The organism is Janthinobacterium sp. J1-1 (genome assembly GCF_030944405.1).
In the GTDB taxonomy this organism is placed as follows: Bacteria; Pseudomonadota; Gammaproteobacteria; order Burkholderiales; family Burkholderiaceae_D; genus Janthinobacterium.
This window is the reverse complement of record NZ_CP132339.1, coordinates 3,041,600-3,058,735: the sequence shown is the minus strand read 5'-3', so window position 1 is coordinate 3,058,735 and position 17,136 is coordinate 3,041,600. Positions and strand designations below refer to the sequence as shown.

At 65.8% G+C, this 17,136-nt stretch carries 14 protein-coding genes; 7 read left to right on the top strand and 7 right to left on the bottom strand.

Translation table 11 applies throughout. The annotated features are described in order from the left end of the window. Window positions 1-25: 25 nt before the first annotated feature. Genes Q8L25_RS13855 through Q8L25_RS13830 form a run of 6 tightly spaced genes read left to right on the top strand, consistent with a single transcriptional unit; the run spans window position 26 to window position 5,048 of the window. Entirely contained in the window at window positions 26-790 is a 765-nt protein-coding gene (locus tag Q8L25_RS13855; RefSeq protein ID WP_308925372.1) for a GntR family transcriptional regulator, read from the top strand. A gap of 40 nt (window positions 791-830) precedes the next feature. Beyond that, complete coding sequence (locus tag Q8L25_RS13850; protein WP_308925371.1) at window positions 831-1,451, top strand: glutathione S-transferase N-terminal domain-containing protein; 621 nt, start codon at window positions 831-833, stop codon at window positions 1,449-1,451. 55 nt (window positions 1,452-1,506) lie between these two features. Further along, window positions 1,507-2,727, top strand: coding sequence for a CaiB/BaiF CoA-transferase family protein (locus tag Q8L25_RS13845; RefSeq protein WP_308925370.1), 1,221 nt, complete (start codon window positions 1,507-1,509; stop codon window positions 2,725-2,727). 30 nt (window positions 2,728-2,757) lie between these two features. Beyond that, window positions 2,758-3,363, top strand: a complete 606-nt coding sequence (locus Q8L25_RS13840) for a carboxymuconolactone decarboxylase family protein (protein ID WP_308925369.1) — start codon at window positions 2,758-2,760, stop codon at window positions 3,361-3,363. After that, the gene (locus tag Q8L25_RS13835; protein ID WP_308925368.1) at window positions 3,360-4,247 is read left to right on the top strand and encodes an amidohydrolase family protein; all 888 of its coding nucleotides are present in this window, start codon (window positions 3,360-3,362) and stop codon (window positions 4,245-4,247) included. Before Q8L25_RS13840 ends, Q8L25_RS13835 begins: the two co-directional genes overlap by 4 nt. Before the next feature lie 24 nt (window positions 4,248-4,271). Continuing rightward, window positions 4,272-5,048 carry an enoyl-CoA hydratase/isomerase family protein gene (locus Q8L25_RS13830; RefSeq protein ID WP_308925719.1) on the top strand — a complete coding sequence of 259 codons (777 nt, stop codon included), beginning with the start codon at window positions 4,272-4,274 and terminating at the stop codon, window positions 5,046-5,048. Between the two features lie 22 nt (window positions 5,049-5,070). Here Q8L25_RS13830 and Q8L25_RS13825 read toward each other — a convergent pair whose 3' ends face one another. The 6 genes from Q8L25_RS13825 to Q8L25_RS13800 form a co-directional block, all read right to left on the bottom strand. Next, complete coding sequence (locus Q8L25_RS13825; RefSeq protein WP_308921843.1) at window positions 5,071-6,030, bottom strand: IS110 family transposase; 960 nt, start codon at window positions 6,028-6,030, stop codon at window positions 5,071-5,073. A 323-nt stretch (window positions 6,031-6,353) separates the two neighbouring features. Further along, window positions 6,354-7,178 carry an alpha/beta hydrolase gene (locus Q8L25_RS13820; protein ID WP_308925367.1) on the bottom strand — a complete coding sequence of 275 codons (825 nt, stop codon included), beginning with the start codon at window positions 7,176-7,178 and terminating at the stop codon, window positions 6,354-6,356. A 25-nt stretch (window positions 7,179-7,203) separates the two neighbouring features. Next, entirely contained in the window at window positions 7,204-8,268 is a 1,065-nt protein-coding gene (locus Q8L25_RS13815; RefSeq protein WP_308925366.1) for an enolase C-terminal domain-like protein, read from the bottom strand. A 15-nt stretch (window positions 8,269-8,283) separates the two neighbouring features. After that, window positions 8,284-9,345 carry a porin gene (locus Q8L25_RS13810; RefSeq protein WP_308925365.1) on the bottom strand — a complete coding sequence of 354 codons (1,062 nt, stop codon included), beginning with the start codon at window positions 9,343-9,345 and terminating at the stop codon, window positions 8,284-8,286. A gap of 115 nt (window positions 9,346-9,460) precedes the next feature. Further along, entirely contained in the window at window positions 9,461-10,162 is a 702-nt protein-coding gene (locus Q8L25_RS13805) for a DsbA family protein (protein ID WP_374694305.1), read from the bottom strand. 2 nt (window positions 10,163-10,164) lie between these two features. Next, entirely contained in the window at window positions 10,165-11,049 is an 885-nt protein-coding gene (locus Q8L25_RS13800) for an MBL fold metallo-hydrolase (RefSeq protein ID WP_308925363.1), read from the bottom strand. Between the two features lie 140 nt (window positions 11,050-11,189). Here Q8L25_RS13800 and Q8L25_RS13795 point away from each other — a divergent pair, with 140 nt between their 5' ends. Next, the gene (locus tag Q8L25_RS13795; RefSeq protein ID WP_308925362.1) at window positions 11,190-12,080 is read left to right on the top strand and encodes a LysR family transcriptional regulator; all 891 of its coding nucleotides are present in this window, start codon (window positions 11,190-11,192) and stop codon (window positions 12,078-12,080) included. A 28-nt stretch (window positions 12,081-12,108) separates the two neighbouring features. Here Q8L25_RS13795 and Q8L25_RS13790 read toward each other — a convergent pair whose 3' ends face one another. Continuing rightward, window positions 12,109-17,118 carry a diguanylate cyclase gene (locus Q8L25_RS13790; protein WP_308925361.1) on the bottom strand — a complete coding sequence of 1,670 codons (5,010 nt, stop codon included), beginning with the start codon at window positions 17,116-17,118 and terminating at the stop codon, window positions 12,109-12,111. Window positions 17,119-17,136: the final 18 nt, after the last annotated feature.

Below are 17,136 nucleotides of genomic sequence, written 5' to 3'. Positions count from 1 at the left end.
GTGCTATCCCCTTTGAGAGAATTTGATGAAAGCAGCCCCATTACCCGGCACCGGCAGCGCAGCCGGCGCCATCGATTTCAGCCGCAGCGCGGCATCGCGCTACGTGCAGCTGGCCAGCCTGTTCCGGCGCCGCGTGGAGTCGGGACAGTGGCAGGTAGGACAGCAGATACCGACCGTCGATGAACTGGCGGCCGAGTGCCAGGTGGCCCGCGCCACGGTGCGTCAGGCGCTCGATTTGCTGGAAGCAGAAAAGCTGATCGCCCGCTACCGCGCCAAGGGCACGTTCGTGATCGGCAAGCCGCAGGAACAGTTCTGGTGCGAAGTGGCGTCGGACTGGTCGGGCCAGCTGATCGCACCCGATGGCGTGACGATCGAGATTCTGACGCAGCGCGAGCGGCTGGCGCCGGCGCCGCCCGATCCGATGGTCGGCAGCATGGCGCCGTTCTACCAGCACTGGCGGCGGCGCCACTGGCGCAACGGCAAACCGTATTACCTGGGCGACGTGTATATCGACGAGCGCCTGTGCGAGCGCATCGCGCCGGAGTCGTTCGAGACCAAGACCTCGATGCGCATCCTGCGCGAGTTGCCGGGGCTGGAAATCGCCGAGGCGCACCAGACGCTGACCCTGGGTTCGGCCGATCCGGACCTGGCCGCGCTGCTGCAGCTGCCGCTGAACGCGCCGGTGGCGCACGTGGCCCGCTCGGCGGTCGACCGCGACGGCTGCCTGGTATTTGTCGGACAAGGAATTTACCGGGGCGACGTGGTGCGCCTCGACATTAAACTGAAGTGATGGTTGCGGCCATCGCTTTTCTACACTGAAAAGGAATGGCATGAAACTTCACTGGTCCCCAAGATCGCCGTTTGTCCGCAAGGTCACCGTCCTGCTCAAGGAAACCGGCCTCGAAGCGCGCGTGAATTATGTGCGCTCGGTGGCCGCCATGGCCACGCCGAACCCCGCCATCCTGGCTGACAATCCCTTGAGCCAGATCCCCACGCTGGTGCTCGACGACGGCCAGCCCCTGTACGACTCCCCCGTCATCTGCGAATACCTGGACGGCCTGCACGACGGCGCGCCATTCTTCCCGCCGCTTGGGCCCACGCGCTGGCTGGCGCTGCGCCGCCAGGCGCTGGCCGACGGCATGCTGGCGGTGCTGCTGCTGTGGCGCCAGGAACGCATGAAAACCGCCGCGCAGCAGCTGCCCGAGTGGCTGGCCGCGTTCTCGCTGAAAATCAATGGCTCGCTCGACCGCCTGGAGCAGGAAGCCGACGCCCTGGCGCAGGACGGTTTCGATATCGGCCACGTCAGCGTGGGCTGCATGCTGTCGTATATCGACTACCGTTTTCCGGACCTGGGCTGGCGTGCCACGCGCCCCCTGCTGGCCGCCTGGCACGCGCAGTTTGAACAGCGCCCGGCGGTGATCGCCACCGCGCCCGACGACGCGCAAACCTGATTTCAACGGCCGGGCGGCGACGCCCGCCGCTTTTCCCCCAATACAGGAGTTTTCCATGGCTGGTCCACTATCCCATATCAAAGTGCTCGATCTGAGCCGCATCCTGGCCGGCCCGTGGTCGGGCCAGGTCCTGGCCGATCTCGGCGCCGACGTGATCAAGGTCGAACGGCCGAAAGTCGGCGACGACACGCGCAGCTGGGGTCCGCCGTTCCTGAAAGACCAGGACGGCAACGAGACACGCGAATCGGGCTACTACCTGTCCGCCAACCGCGGCAAGCGCTCCGTCACGGTCGACTTGAATACCAGCGAAGGCCAGCAGATCGTGCGCGCGCTGGCGCTGCAATCGGACATCCTGCTGGAAAACTACAAGGTGGGCACGCTGGCCAAGTTCGGCCTCGATTACGCCAGCCTGAAAGAAATCAACCCGCGCCTGATCTACTGCTCCGTCACCGGCTTTGGCCAGGATGGACCGAAGGCCGACAACGCCGCCTACGACTTCATGATCCAGGCCATGGGCGGCCTGATGAGCGTGACGGGCGAGCGCGACGACCTGCCCGGCGGCGGCCCGCAAAAAGTGGGCGTGCCCATCGTCGACCTGATGACCGGCATGTACACCTCGGTGGCCGTGCTGGCCGCGCTGGCGCGCCGCAGCGAATCGGGCCTGGGCGACTATATCGACATCGGCATGCTCGACGTGATGGTCGGCTCGATCGCCAACCAGGGCATGAACTACCTGGTGTCGGGCAAGACGCCTAGGCGCACCGGCAACAAGCATCCGAATATCCAGCCGCAAGACGTGTTTGCGTGCGCCGACGGCCATATCGTGCTGGTGGTCGGCAATGACTCGCAGTTCGCCAAGTTCTGCCAGGTGGCCGGCTGCGAACCATGGGTCAGCGACGAACGCTACGCCAGCAACGGCGCGCGTGTGCGCAACCAGGCCACCCTGCTGCCGCAGATGGCCGAACTGTTCCTGCAAAAACCGATGCAAGAGTGGGTCGCCCTGCTCGACGCAGCGGGCGTGCCGTGCAGCCCGATCAACACCATCGCCCAGGTGCTGGAAGACGAACAAGTGAAACACCGCAAGATGCGCATCGACCTGCCGCACCCGACCGCCGGCACCGTGCCGCAGATCCGCAGCCCGATGCGCTTTACCCAGGCCGAACTGGTGTTCGAGCGCGCCGCGCCGCTGCTGGGCGAGCACACGGACGAAGTGCTGGCCGAACTCGGGTTTGACGGGCAGCGCATCGCGCAATGGAAAAACGACGGCGTAATCTGACGTCGCAGGCCAACACAAGGATCAAGAGTTATGACACGCATTTCCTTCCCTACCCCGGAGACCATGAACGCAGAACAGCTGCGGGTCTACCAGGACATTATCCAGGGCCCGCGCGCGCGCCTGGTCGGGCCGCTGCGCGCCGCCCTGCACAACCCTGAGCTGGCAGATCGATGGCAGAAAATGGGCGCCCTGCTGCGCTTTGGCACCAGCATCTCGCCGCGCGCCAGCGAGCTGGCGATCCTGGTCGCCGCGCGGCGCTGGAACAGCCAGCTCGAATGGCATATCCACGCCGCCGCCGCGCAGGACGCCGGCCTGCCGCAAGCCATTATCGACGCGCTGCTGGTGGCAGCATCTCCGCGCTTCGACGATATCAAGGATGGCGCCGTGTATGAATACGCGCGCCAGCTGCTGCAGCGCGGCGTAGTCGGCGAAGCGGCCTACCAGGAAGTGCTGGCGCTGTTCGGCGAAGCGGGGACGGTGGAACTGACGGCCATTATCGGCTACTACTCGATGGTGGCGATGACCTTGAACGCCCACCATATTCCACTGCCCGACATCGATACGCCGCTGCCCTTGCACCCCGTGAGTGGCAACGAAGATGGCGTGCTGACGGAGCTGCCGGAGGCGCAGGCATGAGCACACCATTCGACACCGTGACACCACGCATGCCAGCTGCCCCGCGCCAGCCTTTGCCGCCAGGCGCCTGCGACACGCACGCCCACGTCTTCGGCCCCTACGACCGGTTCCCGCTGGCCCATCCATCGAGCTACGCGCCGCCGCTGGCGCCAAGCTCCCTGCACCTGGCCATGCTCGATATGCTGGGCGCCGCGCGCGGCGTGCTGGTGCAGCCTGCGCCATATGGCAATGACGCAAAGCCGATGCTCGATGCGATTGCCGCCAGCGGCGGCCGGGTGCGCGGCATCGGCGTGGCGGGCAGCGATGCCACGCGCGAGCATTTGCAGCAGCTTTACGACGGCGGCATCCGCGGCCTGCGCTTCGTGGAAGTGCGCGACCCGCAGGGCCAGCCCTATATCGGCAGCGTCGGCGCCGACCAGCTGCTGGCGATGGCGCCGCAGATGAAAGCCATCGGCCTGCATGCGCAGCTGTGGGCGCCGCTCGACGATTACGCACGCTTGCTGCCGCCGCTGCTGGCCACCGGCGTGCCGCTGGTGCTCGACCATATGGCCTGCCTGAAGACCGAGCGCGGCGTCGATGATCCGGCGTTTCAATACGTGCTCAAGGCGCTGCAAGATGGCGCTGTCTGGATCAAGCTGTCAGTGTGCCGCGTCTCGAAACAGGCGCCCGATTACCTGGATCTGAAACCATTCCACGACGCCCTGGTGGCGGCCAATCCGCAGCGATTGCTGTGGGGCTCGGACTGGCCTTACGTGCGCATGGGCGAGCAGTCGCCGGACGCCGGCCAGCTGCTCGACCTGTTCCATGAATGGGTACCCGATGCGGCCACGCGCAACACCATCCTGGTCGACAATCCGGCCGCGCTGTACGGCTTCGACACCTAAACCAAGGAAACTGACATGTACAACATGGATAACTACACGCAGCTGAACGTGCGCATCGACGGCCATGTGGCCGTGCTGACCCTGGACAGCCCGCCGGTCAACGCCCTCACGCGCATCCTGAACGATGAGCTGACGCAGGCGCTCGACATCATCTCGGAAACGCCCGAGATCCGCGCCGTGGTGCTGACCGGCGCCGGCAAGGTGTTTTGCGCCGGCGCGGATTTGAAAGGCCGCGCGGAAAATATCAAGCATCCGGGCGACCTGATGGCCCACTCGCGCCGCACGCGCGAATGCTTTCACGCGATCCGCGAATGCACCAAACCCGTGATCGCCGCCATCAATGGCGCGGCGCTCGGCTCGGGCCTGGCGATGGTCGCCTCATCGGATATTTTGATCGCCTCCACCAAGGCCTCATTGGGCTTGCCGGAAGTGGACGTGGGCCTGCTGGGCGGCTGCCGCCACGCGATGCGGCTGTTCAGCCACTCGCGGCTGCGCCGCATGGCCTTGACGGGCTATCGCGTCGGCGGCGAAGAACTGTACCGCCTGGGCATCATCGAGGAATGCACCACGCCGGAAGAACTGCTGCCGGCCGCCCTGGCGCTGGCCGCCACCATCGCCGCCAAGAGCCCCGTCTCGACGCGCATGGGCAAGCACACGATGAATGTGATCGAAGACATGAGCTTGCGCGATGGCTACCGCTATGAGCAGGACATGACGGCGGCGATCGGGCTGACGGAAGACGCGAAAGAGGCGCAGGCGGCGTTCAGGGAAAAGCGCGCGCCGGTGTTTCAGGGAAGGTGAAAAGTAGATACTGTTATCCCCGTCAAGCGTTGTGCAAGGTTGGATCAAATATTTTTCCCGACCTGAGCACGCCGAATGCCACGTGCACCAGCTTGCGCATCATGGCGCCGATGATCAGTTTCGGTGCCTTGCCGGCAGCGCTGAGCCGCTGGCCAAAGCGCTGACCCCATGGTGTCCTGTATACGGTCACCATGGCTGGCATGTACAGCGCCTTTCGCAGGAAACTGTGACCAATCTTCGACATGCGTGGCTTGCCACGTACGCTCGATCCTGACTCGTGCTGGCGCGGGTCGAGTCCCGCAAACGCCACGGCTTGCTTGGCGTTGTCGAAGCGCTCGGTATCGGCATAGTACGACAGCAACACTGGTATCGTGCGCTCACCCAGACCAGGGATGCTGTCGAGCAGCTCGCGCTTATCGCGTAAATCCGGATCATCGTCGATATGGCGCTTGATGGCGCGAATGAGTTCCTTGATTTCTTTGTCGAGCCAGGCAATGTGATCCTCGATACCCTGGCGTACCGCTTCTCGCGCGACGTCGAGCCGATTCGTTTCCTGCAACCGCATCGCTTGCACCGCTTCGAGGCGCAGCACCAAGGCGCGCAGTGCCTGCGCGGCGGGCGACGGCGCTGTCCACGGCTGCGGTTGGCGCTCATGGGCAAAGTCGGCAATCAACTGCGCGTCGACCTTGTCGGTCTTGGTGCGTACCATGCGCGAGGCGCCAAAGGCCTTCATCTGTGCCGGATTGATGACACTGACCACCATGCCAAGTCCGGCCAGATATTCGGCAACCCCTTCCCAGTAAGTGCCAGTCGCTTCCATACATACTCTCGGGTTGCCGGCATCATGCTTGAGCAGCCATTCGCTCAGTGCAGCAAATCCTTTGTGATTGTTCTCTACTACCTTGTTACGGTGCTTGCCATTGGGCAGGCGCAGTGCGCAGTCCAGCTTGGCCTTGGCAACGTCGATTCCTAAATTAAACATGCTGTGGTCCTCTTGCGATCTACCTTGTGAATGCGGGCTACCGGCGTGCCGGTGCCAAAGATACTGTCCGATCTTGACATGGAGGGTGGGTAACTGGTGCGAGATCTACATCGCTGGCTTTGAGCCTAAGGGCGGATACGGCATCCAGTTACCCGGTCTTGATATGCCTACCAAGAATTTTGACAGCGGCCGATGTTGTTCGCAACACCACCAACCGCATGAGAGGAATAATACAAGGTCGGATTAGCGCGCTGCGCGTAATCCGACACCATTGTTGGCGCCATTGATGTTGTCGGATTACGGCGCTTCGCGCCTAATCCGACCTACCGAGGAATGCTGGCCGCCCAATCGACTATCGCCTTGGCCACCGCCTTCGGCTGCTCCACCGGCAGCGCATGGCTGGCGTGCGGGATCACCACCACCGTCGCCTTTTCCTTCAGCGCCTCCTTCACTTCCATGGCGCTGGCGCGCGGACGCCAAGGATCGTCTTCGCCCTGCAGGTCGAGCACGGGCGCATGGCTGACCGGCCACCAGGTCGAGCGTGCGGGGGTCTTGGCGGCCTTGCGGTACAGCGCCGCCAGTTCCGGCTGCCAGCCTTCCAGCCACGGACGCGGATCGTTGCCGGTGGCGAAAAAGGCACGGCGCAGGGCATCGAGGCGCAATGCTTCGGGCTGGGCACTGTCGGCGGCGACGTCCAGCGCCTTGGGCAAGGTGGCGTCGGCATTGGCGCTGGCCGAGGCCAGCATCACCACGCCGCGCACCAGTTGCGGATGGTCGAGGTCCGCCACGCGCGCCATATAATGGCCGTAGGCGTGGCCGGCCACGATGGCACGGCCGGCGCCGAGCTGGCGGATGGTGGCGGCGACGTCCTGCGCCAGCACGTGCAAGGTGAGGTCTTTCATCTCGCCCCGGCTGGCGCCAAAGCCGCGCGGCTGCGGACGCAGCACGCGCATGCCGCGTGCCGCCAGCTGTTCGGCCACCGCGTCGAGATCATCGCTGCCGCGCTGCGACGAGGGCAGCAACACAATGGCGTCGCCCTCGCCGTCTGCCTTGCCGTCCACGATCACGTCGATCCGCGTTTGACCGTCCTGCAGCAGCACGCGGCTGCGCTCCGCCTGGGCTGCTGAAGCAGCACCGATGGTCAGCATGATCATCCCTTTTATCAGCATGTTTCTAGACATAGTCCACCCCGCAGCCTGCGCCCGATGGCAAGCTCATTTCGCCTTCAATAACAGGCAGTGGCGTAAACGGATCGTCGCGCAAGTGCAGGTGCTCGGCCAGTTCGCAGCCATATGGCAGGCTGGCGACGCAGGACGCCGCCTGCAGCGCCACCGATTGCAACAGCGCCGGGCCGAAAGTGGCGCCGACGCGGTAGGCGACATTGCCCGTTTCGCAGATCTGCACGGCCGCCAGGAAGTTGCGCAGGCCGCCCAGCTTGGTCACCTTTAAATTGATCACGTCGACCATGCGCCCGCTGACCAGCGCCAGCACGTCGGCCACCGTCACGGCGCTTTCATCGGCCTCGATCGCCACTGGCAAGGTGTCGGTCAACAGCTTCATGCCGGCCCGGTCGGACGCCTGCAAGGGCTGCTCGATCAGCGCGATATCGTGCGTTTCCATTTTTGCAAACGCGGACATCATCTGCTTGACGCCGTACGACTGGTTCGGGTCCAGGGTCAGGATCACGCCGGCGCCAACGGCGGCGCGCACTTCGGCCACGCGCGCCACGTCGAGCGCGCTGTCGCCACTCAACTTGAGTTTCAGTTGGCGGTAGCCCTGTTCGGCCAGCCTTGCCGCGTTGGCCGCCATCTCGAGTGGCGGCTTGATGGCCAGGATGCGCGCCTGGACCACGCTGGTGCGTACCGCGCCGCCCAGCAGCACATGCAGCGGCACGTTCAAACGGCGCGCCAGCAAGTCGTGCAGCGCCATGTCGAGCGCCGCCTTGGCGGAATTGGAGAACGCCAGGCGCGCGTCGATATCGAGCATGATCTGGCGCAGCGCGGCCGGATCGCGACCGATCAACTGTGGCAGCAGGAACTCCAGCGCGGCGCGCACGGTGTCGCCCGAACCGGTAATGGCGGGGATGGCGTGGGCATAGCCCAGGCCCCGCACACCATTGTCATCCTCCAGCACCAGCACCCAGCCATCGAGCTGGGGCACTGTGGCGCGGGCGAATTTCCAGGTGGGGTCGGCCAAAGGCTGCACGCAGGGGCGCAGGGTGGCGGAAACAATTGTCATGGCAGCTCTCTTGACTCAAAACAGATGGCGCATGCCAAGGTTGAAGGCACGGTTGCCGGAACCCGTGTCGATGGCCGAATTGACGGTGTAGGAAGCGCCGTTCTCGTTGCTGATCTTGCCGTAGGCCGCGTACAGGTCGGTGCGTTTCGACAGCAGGTAACTGTAGCCGATTGCGTACTGCGAGGCGTCCTGGTTGAAGGCCGTGCGGTCATCCTTGTGGATATACGAGGCGATCACCCGTCCCGGCCCCACAGGAACCGTGACGCCGACCAGCAGGTCGCGGCTGTCGGTGCTGGGGCGCGCCGCCACCGCCAGGCCGTAGGCATTCGGGTTGGCCAGCTGCGAGCTGTTCAGGCCCTTGTTGATGCCATAGGCGAAAAAGCCCTTGACGATTTTCCAGTCGTAATTCATGGCCAGCAGGGTATTGCGCGCCGCGCTCTGGTTTTTCAGGGTGGCCGTGTCGTTGTCGCGGTGGTGGTAGCCGACGCGCATGTTGAAGGCGCCCGCGCTGTAGGCCAGTGCCGCGCCGGCCACGCTGGAGGCGGAATTGCTGCCTGCCACTTCGCCGGCGCCATATACCACTTCGCCGCTCAGGCCATTGAATTTGGGCGAGACGTATTTGACGGCATTGTTCATGCGCGCGCCGGAATTGGCAAACACGCTGGAAAACACGCCGGCCAGGCCCGCCACGAAGGGGTCGCCGACGGTGGTCATGGTGGTGTAGTTCGGTGCGTACTGGCGGCCCAGGGTCAGGGTGCCCCAGTTGCCGGCCAGGCCGACATACGCCTGGCGGCCGAACAGCAGGCCGCCCTGCCCCAGCGCGCCGGTATCGGCCTGGAAGCCCGATTCGAGCAGGAAGATGGCAGAATTGCCGCCACCGAGGTCCTCGGTGCCGCGAAAGCCGATGCGCGACCCGTTTTCCACGCCGCTGGTGAGCTTGGTGACGGAACCGGCCGCCCCGCCCGCTTCGCGCACCACGCCCATGTCGACCATGCCGTACATGGTGACCGACGATTGCGCGGCGGCCATGCTCGAGCAGGCCGACAGGATGGCCAGGGCCAGGATATGTTGTTTCATCTACGTCTCCATTGTTATAAAGGTCAATTAGCTGACCTATTGATTTAATGGGACTTTAGACGGCATGCATGGCACTGTCAAGCGATATCGGGGGAACGGAAAACAACAGCGGTTGCTACACGGCGCAGCCCGCCGGGGCGCAAGCGGCGCCGCCACCCATCTGGCCGGGCGCCGTTTGCGCGGACAGCTGCCGGCGCAGATAATCGGCCCACGCTTCGTGGCGGCCCAGCCAGTTGCCCAGGTCGAGATGCATCATGCGGCCGTCGCCGTGGTCGAGCGCCAAGGTGGGAAAGCCCTGCCCGCCCAGGCGTGCCAGCAAGGCGCGGCTGTGCGCGACATGCTGTTCGGTGGCGGCGCCGGCCAGCCGTGCGGACGCCGCGGCGTACAGGGCGGCGTCGAGGCCCAGCTGCTGCGCCAGTCGTGCCAGCACGCCAGCATCGGCGACGCGCTGGCCCAGCACATAATGGGCGTGCTGGATCAGGTGCAGCATTGCCAGGCCCAGGCCGGCGATCTCCTGCGCGGCCAGGATGGCGGTGGTCGGCGGGGTCGAATCGAACACGGCGCCGGTGTCGCGCAGCAAGCCGTCGAAATACGCCCGCCCGAACGGCTGGCCGCTCGCCTGTGCGATGCGCCGGTCATGCGCCATCACGTGGCGGCGCAGATTGTCGTTCACGCTCTGGCGGTTGGCGCCGCTCATCATGCCGCCACCGTGCAGCGCGATGGCCAGGCCTTCAATCGCCTGCGCGGCGTGCAGCAAGGGCGCGGCGCCGTAGCACCAGCCGCACAGCGGGTCGTAGACGTAATGCAGCACCGGCAGGCTTACTGCGGCCATGTCATTTCCCCCTTGATGACTTTCGCGCCCAGTTCCAGCGAGGCGCTCTCGCCGGCCTGTGGGAACTGGGCTTGCATGGCCTTGACCAGCGCGGCCGAATCCTTCGCTTCGAGAGCCGCCGTTTCGAACGCCTGCAGATAGTTGCGCGTGTAGTCCAGCGCGGCCTGGCCCTTGGGCGCCGCGCCGAGGTAGTGGCCGGGCACGATGGCTTGCGGCTTCAATGCCGCGATCTGGTCCAGCGTGGCCAGCCAGTTGGCGCGCGACTGCGGTGTTTGCGTGTCGGCCACCCAGACGTGGATGCCATTGCTGATGACGACGCCGCCGGCGACGGTTTTCAGCGACGGTATCCACAGATAGCTGCGCTCGGGGCTGGCGCCTTTCAGCCCCTTGATCTCGATGCGCTTGCCTTCCAGCGCAAGGTGGTCCGCGTGCAGCACTTGCGGCAGCACCAGCGCGCGTGGCGCATTGTCTTTCATGATCGGCGCCCAATAGGCCAGCTTGGCGTCCATATTGGCCTTGATGGCGGCCACCGTCTGCGGCGTGGCGACAATTTTTGCCGACGGATAGGCCGCATGGATCACGTCCAGGCCAAAGTAGTAATCGGGATCGCTGTGGCTGATATACACGGCGCGCAAGGTCTTGCCGCTGTCCTGGATCTGCTTGACCAGCGCCAGCGCATCGTTGTGCTGGAACTGGGCGTCGACCAGGATCGCCTCGCGTTCTCCGCTGACGATCACCGAGCTGACAGGGAAGATCGCCTGCTCGCCCGGATTGTAGACTTGCAGCCGCAGTGGCGTGGCGGCGTGCGCGGCCGGCAACAAGGTGGACAGGCCAACGGCGAACAGGGTGGCGATCAGGTGGCGGCGGTGCATGGTGGTTTCCTTCGAACAGTTCAGGCCCGGATAGCAGGCGACAACAGCATGGTAGCCGTCTCGGTCTGTTCGATAAATCGCTTAGAATGCAATGGATTGTTGCGTGAATCGCGCAAGTCATAACTGAAAGGACGTGCCCGATGGACCGCATCGTCGCCGCGAAAGTGTTCGTCACCATCGCCGAATGCGGCAGCCTGAGCGGCGCCGCCGAACTGCTCGACATGTCGCGCGCCATGGTCACCCGCTACCTGGCGGAAATGGAAAGCTGGGCCGGCGCGCGCCTGTTTCACCGCACCACGCGCCGCATCAACCTGACGGCCGCCGGCGACATCACCTTGCTGCGCTGCCAGGAACTGCTGTCGCTGGCCGACAAGATGCCCGGCGTGGGCGACACCGGCGATGATGAGCCGACCGGCATCCTGCGCATCGCCTATTCGCAGTCGCTGGCGCAGGCCACCCTGGCGGCGGCGATCGCCGCCTACCTGAAACGCCACCGGCAGGCGGCGGTCGACCTGCGCATCGACAACCGCGCCGTCAACCTGGTCGAGGAAAGAATCGACCTGGCGATCCGCATCACCAACCAGCTCGATCCCGGCGTGATCGCGCGCCCGCTGGGCATCTGCCACTCGGTGGTGTGCGCCTCGCCCGCCTACCTGCGCGAGCACGGCACGCCACGGCAGGCCGCGGACCTGGCCACCCACGACTGCCTCACCTATACCTATTTCGGCAAAAGCCTGTGGCATTTCGAGCATGCGGGCGCCACCGTCAGCGTGCCCGTCAGCGGCAGCCTGAGCGCGAATGAATCGGTGGTGCTGCTGCAGGCGGCCGCGGAAGGCGCCGGCATTTCGCTGCAACCCGTGTTTTCCGCCGCGCCGCTGCTCGCCAGCGGGCAACTGGTGGCCTTGCTGCCCGGCTACCAGCCCCACTCGATGGGCATCCACGCGATCTATATGTCGCGCGCCCACCCGAGGGCGATCAGCCGCACCATGCTCGCCTTCCTGGGCGAGTGGTTTGCGGCGCACGAGACGTGAACCGATAACGGCAGGGATCGCGGCTGGCTCAGGTGGGCGACAGTTCCCGCACCACCACGCAGTTGCGCCCGGCGTCCTTGGCGCCATACAGCGCGGCGTCGGCCAGGCGCAACAGCGCGTCGGGATCAAGGGCGCACGGCGCCGGCTGGACCGCGATGCCCACGCTGATCGTCACCTGTCCCGCATCCGCACCGGCGTGGACGATGCCGAGCGTCTCAATGGCGCTGCGCAGCGCTTCGCCGATATGCCACGCCTCTTGCGCGTCCGTGTCAGGCAGCACGATCGAAAACTCTTCGCCGCCGTAGCGCGCCGTCAGGTCGCTTGTGCGCCGCATGCGGCCGGCAAGCGCCTGCGCCACGCGGATCAGGCATGCGTCACCGGCCTGATGCCCGTAGCGGTCGTTGTAGCGCTTGAAATAATCGACATCGAGCATGATGACCGACAGCGGCTGGCCGGTGCGCATCGAGCGCGCATGTTCGCTGCGCAGCACGTCGTCGAAATGGCGCCGGTTCGCCAGGCCGGTCAGGCCATCGGTGATCGACAAGGTCGCCAGCTTGCGGTTGGCGTCCTCCAGCTGTTCGGTACGTTCGGCAACGCGCCGTTCCAGGCTGTCATGCAGCCTGGCGCTGGCGATCGAGATCATCGCCTGGGCGCCCAGCATGCGCAAAAAGGTGACGCGTTCATGCGTGAAAGAGGCATCGGTCAGCCGGTTCTCGAAGTACAGGATGCCATCGATCTGGCCGCCGTGCCGGATCGGCAGGCACATCACGGCGCGCGCATGCTGCCGCACGTAAGGGTCGGCGGCAAAGCGCGACATGCCCGTAACGCCGTCTTCGATCACTTCGATGCCAGTGCGGATGACGTAGCGCAGCAGCGACAGCGGGAACTGCGGGTCGCCGGCCGCATCGAGGTCGAGCTGGCGCGATTGCAGCACGGTGATGGCATCGCCGTCAATCTCGGCCTCGACATGGTAGGCGCCATCGGACAGCAGCAGCAGGCGCGCCACCTGTGCGCCGGCGTTTTCGCAGACGATGGCAATCAGGCGTGTCAGCACGTTGCGCAGGCCGACTTCGTTCGACAGGATGGTGGCCGCTTTCAGCAGCGACACCATGTCGAGCGCGGAGCCGCCCTGCATGCGCGCACCGGCCTGCGCCTGCCCTTGCGCATGGCGGGCCTGCGCCCTCGACAGCGGCGCGGCGTGGCGCGCGCGCAGTTGCGTCACCTTGCCCTCGGCACCCCACTGGCCGTAATGGGCGATGGCGTCCATCATGAAGACGGCGGCCACGCGCGGCTGCTCCTGCTCCAGCCAGCATTCGCCGCAAAGCTCGTTGGCCAGCGCTTGCATGTTCACATGACCGGCCAGGCCGGCGGCGTCGATCGCCTGCTGGTAGCGGCGCGTGGCAAGCTGCAGTTCGTTGCGGTAGCGCGCCATCTCGGCCTGCACCAGCAGATGCCTGGCGATGCTGGTGTCCGAGCCCTGCCCGGCCCACGCGGCAAGACTGTGCAGCAGCGTGTCGATCAGCGCCAGCAGGTCGGCCGCATCAACGCGTGCGGGATCGCGCCGCAGGGCACGCAGCCAGATCAGCGCGGCATAGAAACTGGACTCGACCACCTTGGCCTGGCCGCGCATGATGCCGGTGACGCTGCCCAGTTGCGCGGCCAGCGGCTCGGCATCGCCACTGTCGAACAGGTAGGCGTTGCGTATCTTCCCTTGCAAAAAATAGGCACGGTACAGTTTCGAGTCGCCATATTGTTCCAGGAAACCGGCCTCGCTGAAGCCCGCATCGTCGTAGCTGTCGTGGCGCGGTGACAGCCCCATCAGGCACCTGATCGGTGCAACGGCGCCGGCGACGCAGCAATCGGCCATCGCCTGCTGGCCGTTGGCGCGCATCAGGGCCATGTCCTGCTCGATATCGAGCATCAGGTGCGGCAAGTGGTCGCCCAGGATCAGCCGCTCGGTGGCGCGCACGGACGCCACCACCCCGACCTGGACGAAGTCGCCGATTTCCAGCGCCCAGCCCAGGGCTTCTTCGTACAGGGCATCGGAACTGCGCAGCGGCTGCGTCCAGTGGCTGGACAGCGCGGCGAACATCAGGCCCGTCTGGGTACGCGCCTGCAGATTGGCGCGGCGCCTGGCCAGCGACAAGGCCATGGCGCCGAAATCATGGCCGCGCGCCGCATCGCCCTCGTACAGCGCAATCATCATGGCGTAGCCGACATAGGCGACGGCGCTGAAATCGCTGCTGCCACGCTGCATCGACAGCCGTGTCATCGACACCACCATCAGCGCACTGAGATCCTGTTGACCGGCGTAATAGCTGGCCATCCACAGGCCATGCATCATCTGCATCGCGGCCACGTCGGCCGGATCCAGCATGTCGCCGGCCGCCAGCAAGGTGTGCGGCGCACAGGCGCCAGGCAGTTGCCCGATCTCGACGCGAATCGCGTCGAAGCGCGCCTTCATCTGCGCCACATCGTGCGCAATGTCCATGCCCAGCAGCGCCAGCGCCTCGCGCTGCACGGCGATGGCTTCCAGCAGGCGGCCCTGCAATTGATACTGGTGCGCCTGGATCGCGATGCGGCGCACCTGCAATAGCGGCGCCAGGGTGCGGGCGCGCACCAGCTCATGGATCGCTTCGGCGGCATCGAACTGGCCACACAGATAGCTCGCTTCCGCCGCGCCCAGCTGCAGGTCGAGCCACAGAACGTCGTCACCGTGCCAGGCCTCGCCTGGCAGCAGCGCCAGACCGATGCGCATGTGTTCCAGCGTGGCCTGGAAGGCGGCCGAACGCCGGGCTTTCTCGCCCGCGCGCAGGTTCAGCGCCGCCAGTCGCACTCTTTCGCCGGCGTCGTCGATCAGCGCACGGCCGGCGTTGAGCTGCTCGACGATTTCAAACAGCTGGCCGTCCTGCTGTTGCTCGCCGGCCTGCGCCAGCAGCAAGCGGCCGAGCAGCAGATGGTTGGCCGCGCGCCCATCCGCATCCGCCGCCAGATAGGCCGCCTGCTGCACCCGGTCATGCAGGAACTGGTAGCGGCCGCCATCATCGCCAGCGAGCGGCTGGACCAGGCCGGCAACGAGCGCCGGCGCCATATCCTGCTGCGCGTGCAAGGACGTGCGCCGCATGGCCAGCGCCAGCGTGTCCAGGGTGAAGCGGTTGCCGCTCGACGCCGCCAGCTGCAGCAGCTGCTGCGTCGCTGCGGGCAGGCGGCGGATTTTCGCCAGCAGCGCCTCGACCACGTTGTCGGTATACCTGGCCTGCTCGATCGCCGCCAGGTCCCAGTCCCAGCAATCTTCCGCCGCCCGGTAGCGCAGATGACCGTCATCATGGAGCGCACCGAGGAACTGCTTGAGAAAAAAGGGATTGCCGGCGGTCTTGCGGTAGCAAATGCGGGTCAGCGCGGCGCAGCCGGGCACCGCCACGCGCACGGTGGCCGAGACCATCTGCGCTACCTGCGGCTCGGTCAAGGCGCGCAGCGCCAGCGTTGTCACGCGTGCGCCGCGGCCCAGCAGCTTGTTGCGCAGCGCACTGAGGGGATGAGCGGCGCCCACTTCGTTGTTGCGGTAGGCGCCGATGATCAGCATGCGGCTCTTGTCGCGGGACACCATCAGCAGTTCGAGCATCCTCAAGGTGGCCGCATCGGCCCATTGCAGGTCGTCGAGAAACAGCACCAGCGGCTGCCCCGCGGAGGCGAACACGTCGACGAAGCGGGGAAACAGGCGGTCCAGGCGCAACTGGACCTGAGACGGCGTGGCGGCCGGCACCGCGTCGACGGGGCCGACGATCAAGGCCAACTGGGGCATCAGTTCGACCATCGCGCCCAGGCCGCTGCCCAGGGCCTCGTGCAGTTTGCCGGCCCACTGGCGCAGCGTTTCCGCAGACTGCCCCAGCAGCTGGTGCACCAGCGCCTGGAAGGCCTGGACCAGGGCGGCATACGGCACGTCGCGTTGCAGCAGGTCCAGTTTGCCGGACAAAAAATAGCCGCTCCTGGCGCTGATGGACTGCTGCACTTCCTGCACCAGCGCCGACTTGCCGATGCCTGACTCGCCAGCCACCAGCAGCATCTCGCACGCGCCGCCGGCGCTGCGTTCCAGCGCCGCCAGCAAGCTGGCGACGGCGTCGTCGCGTCCGTGCAAGGTTGATGGCACACGGAAGCGGGCGTCATGAAACGACAGCTGGCGTGGCTGGTCCTGCAGCGGCGCGCGGCATGCGGCAAGGTCGCTGCGCAAGCCTTGCAGGCTCTGGTAGCGCTGCTCGGGATTCTTTTCCAGCAGGCGCTGGAGGATGGGCAGCAACTGGCCTGGCAGGCTGGCCAGCGCCGGATGCGACCAGTCCGGACTGCGCGCAAGATGGCAATGCACCAGCTCCATCTCGTCGCTGGCATCGAACGGCACCTGGCCGGCCAGCAGTTCGTAAAAAGTGATGCCGAGCGCGTAGAAATCGGCGCGCTGATCGACCCGCCGGTTCATGCGCCCGGTCTGTTCCGGCGCCATGTAGCGCAGCGTGCCTTCCAGATGCCGCGTAGTAGCGGCGCCCTGCTGCTCGGACGCCAGCTGGCAGGCCACGCCGAAATCAATCAGCTGCAGCACGCGCGTATCGCCATTCCAGACCAGGTTGGCCGGATTGATGTCCTTGTGCATCATGCCCTGCCGATGAACCGCCTCGACCGCCGCGCACAATTGCAGCGCGATATCGAAGAAATCGTCCAGCGCCAGCGCGCTCTGCGACGGCGCCTGGCGTGCCGCCAGCTGCGCGCGCAGCACCTGGTCAAGCGCCTGGCCGCCCGTGTCTTCCTGGATCATGGTCCAGCGACCGCCATGCTGCTGCAGCGCCAGCGGCTGCACGACGCCCGGATGGCGGCACAGGCGCGCGCTGGCATACTCGCGCTTGAAGTTCGCCACTTGCTGAAACGATGGAAACTGCTGATTCGGCACCTTGACGATCAGCGCCGTGCCGTCAAACGCCCTGGCACGCCAGACCAGCGAACGCGGCCCGCTATGGAGCTGTTCGATGATCTCGTGGTCGAAAAGGGAGCTCATGGGCTGGGCTTGCGGTGC

What these genes read in the sequence shown, in the direction of transcription:
- Q8L25_RS13855 (WP_308925372.1), top strand. Translation starts at nt 26, where the DNA reads ATGAAAGCAGCCCCATTACCCGGCACCGGCAGCGCAGCCGGCGCCATC.
- Q8L25_RS13850 (WP_308925371.1), top strand. Translation starts at nt 831, where the DNA reads ATGAAACTTCACTGGTCCCCAAGATCGCCGTTTGTCCGCAAGGTCACC.
- Q8L25_RS13845 (WP_308925370.1), top strand. Translation starts at nt 1,507, where the DNA reads ATGGCTGGTCCACTATCCCATATCAAAGTGCTCGATCTGAGCCGCATC.
- Q8L25_RS13840 (WP_308925369.1), top strand. Translation starts at nt 2,758, where the DNA reads ATGACACGCATTTCCTTCCCTACCCCGGAGACCATGAACGCAGAACAG.
- Q8L25_RS13835 (WP_308925368.1), top strand. Translation starts at nt 3,360, where the DNA reads ATGAGCACACCATTCGACACCGTGACACCACGCATGCCAGCTGCCCCG.
- Q8L25_RS13830 (WP_308925719.1), top strand. Translation starts at nt 4,272, where the DNA reads ATGGATAACTACACGCAGCTGAACGTGCGCATCGACGGCCATGTGGCC.
- Q8L25_RS13825 (WP_308921843.1), bottom strand. Translation starts at nt 6,030, where the DNA reads ATGTTTAATTTAGGAATCGACGTTGCCAAGGCCAAGCTGGACTGCGCA.
- Q8L25_RS13820 (WP_308925367.1), bottom strand. Translation starts at nt 7,178, where the DNA reads ATGCTGACCATCGGTGCTGCTTCAGCAGCCCAGGCGGAGCGCAGCCGC.
- Q8L25_RS13815 (WP_308925366.1), bottom strand. Translation starts at nt 8,268, where the DNA reads ATGACAATTGTTTCCGCCACCCTGCGCCCCTGCGTGCAGCCTTTGGCC.
- Q8L25_RS13810 (WP_308925365.1), bottom strand. Translation starts at nt 9,345, where the DNA reads ATGAAACAACATATCCTGGCCCTGGCCATCCTGTCGGCCTGCTCGAGC.
- Q8L25_RS13800 (WP_308925363.1), bottom strand. Translation starts at nt 11,049, where the DNA reads ATGCACCGCCGCCACCTGATCGCCACCCTGTTCGCCGTTGGCCTGTCC.
- Q8L25_RS13795 (WP_308925362.1), top strand. Translation starts at nt 11,190, where the DNA reads ATGGACCGCATCGTCGCCGCGAAAGTGTTCGTCACCATCGCCGAATGC.
- Q8L25_RS13790 (WP_308925361.1), bottom strand. Translation starts at nt 17,118, where the DNA reads ATGAGCTCCCTTTTCGACCACGAGATCATCGAACAGCTCCATAGCGGG.